This is a genomic window from Nocardia farcinica (genome assembly GCF_029867845.1).
Lineage (GTDB): Bacteria > Actinomycetota > Actinomycetes > Mycobacteriales > Mycobacteriaceae > Nocardia > Nocardia farcinica_A.
This window is the reverse complement of sequence record NZ_JARWRU010000798.1, coordinates 1-1864: the sequence shown is the minus strand read 5'-3', so window position 1 is coordinate 1864 and position 1864 is coordinate 1. Positions and strand designations below refer to the sequence as shown.

At 71.1% G+C, this 1864-nt stretch carries 1 protein-coding gene and 2 pseudogenes; all 3 read right to left on the bottom strand.

All coding sequences use genetic code 11. From position 1 onward, the window contains the following. Positions 1–141, bottom strand: a pseudogene (locus QH283_RS17480) (LLM class flavin-dependent oxidoreductase); the annotation flags it as partial. Positions 142–374: 233 nt separating this feature from the next. Further along, positions 375–896: a large conductance mechanosensitive channel protein MscL gene (mscL, locus tag QH283_RS17475; protein WP_280504057.1), complete on the bottom strand. Its 522-nt coding sequence runs from the start codon at positions 894–896 to the stop codon at positions 375–377. Positions 897–1186: 290 nt separating this feature from the next. Next, positions 1187–1864: pseudogene (locus QH283_RS17470) on the bottom strand (SDR family oxidoreductase); the annotation flags it as partial.

Genomic DNA, 1864 nt, shown 5'->3' with positions numbered 1-1864 from the left:
TGGCGGTTTTTGGCCATGTTTGGGCCGCGAGGCGGGGCGGGGGCCCGCGTCGGGCGCCTGTGCGCCGTGGCCGCCGCCCACGATGTGACGGCCGTCGCCACCGTTGGTGGGCAGGAACCAGTGGAAGGTCAACTCGCTCATCTCATACCTGTCCGTGGTCGTGGGGCGGTGCGCCCGCGACGGCCCGGCGACCGAGGTGCCGGCGGCGGGCAAGCGCGATCACAGCCGCGAGCGTTCCGATGACATCAGCCACCGGTGAGCACGGCAAGGTTTCCGCTCAGCCGGATTCGAAGACTGGTTCTTTCGAACGGAAGGGTTCGGGAACGCGAACGGGGAGCCCGGACGACGCGCCCCGGCTCCCCGTTCGGGAGGTTTCAGTAGCGGCCTGCGACCTTGTCGTCCTCGCGCTTGTCGTCCTCGCGGCCGTCGGCGGGCGCGCCGGTGGCCGGGCTGCTGGTGCCGTGCTCGCGCTCCACGCGCTGGTTCGCGGCGTGCTCGGCCTCGATCGCCTCGTCGCGCTGGGCGAGCAGGTCGCGGATCTCGATGAGCAACTCGACCTCGGTGGGCTCGGCGGCCTTCTTGGTGCCGAACCGGTTGGTGAGGTGGCGCATGGGGGTGATCAGCACGAAGTACAGCACCGCGGCCACGATCACGAAGTTCAGTGCCGCGCTGATGATCGGCCCGACCTGCACGAAGGTGGAGTCCTTGCCGGGAACGATGCGGAAGCCGAGTCCGAGATCGTCGGGACCGCCGATGACGGCGAGCAGCGGGGTGATGACCCCCTCGGTCACCGCGGTCACCACGGCGGTGAAGGCGGTGCCGATGACGACCGCCACCGCGAGGTCGATGACGTTCCCCCGCATGAGGAAGTCCTTGAACCCCTGCAGACTCTTCAACAACTCGGATCACTCCCAACAGACGTCTGTGCCGAACCTTGCCACCGCCACGCCGCGCCCGGTCGCGGTCGACCGCACGCTCCCCGCGCGACGCGCCACCGGTGGTCACCCCGTGGTGGCCCCGAAGAGGCGTGCGCTCGAGATGTCGAGTCGGACGGTGTCGAGTCGGACGGCGTGGCCCCGGCGCGGGGCGCAGACGGATGGTAGCCCACGAATTGCTGAATGATCTCCGCGAGCCGGGGTGATCGTCACCACCGGCCACGGGCCGCGACCGGTGGTGACGGGCAGGCTCAGGCGCGGGGACCGCCCGCCACGTAGAGGACCTGGCCGGAGACGAAGCCCGCCTCCTCGCGGAAGAAGTAGGACACCGCGGCGGCGATGTCCTCGGGCTGACCGACGCGCCGCACCGGGGTCTCCTTGGCCGCGGCGGCCTTGAGGGCTTCGAATTCCACACCGATGCGGGCGGCGGTGGCCGCGGTCATCTCGGTCTCGATGAAGCCGGGCGCGATGGCGTTCACGGTGACGCCGAAGCGGCCCAGTTCGATCGCGAGGGTCTAGGTGAAGACCTGAAGGCCCGCCTTGGCGGCGGAGTAGTAGGCCTGCCACCGGTTACCGAGCGCCGAGACGCTCGACAGGTTCACGATCCGGCCCCAGCCCGCCTCGGACATGAACTTCTGGACGGCGCGGCTCATGAGGAACGAGCCGCGCAGGTGCACGTTCATGACCGCGTCCCAGTCCGCCGTCGACATCTTGAACAGCAGGTTGTCGCGGGTGATGCCCGCGTTGTTCACCAGCGCGACCGGCGCGCCGAGCTCCCGCGCCACCCGCTCGACCGCCGCGGCGACCGAATCCTCGTCGGAGACGTGGGCGCCGCCCCCGCGAGCCCCGCCCCCCCCGCCCCCGCGCAGCGCGACGCCCCGCGTGACCCCCCGCGCGTGGGGGTGGAGCCCCGCGCCCGCGCGAACCGC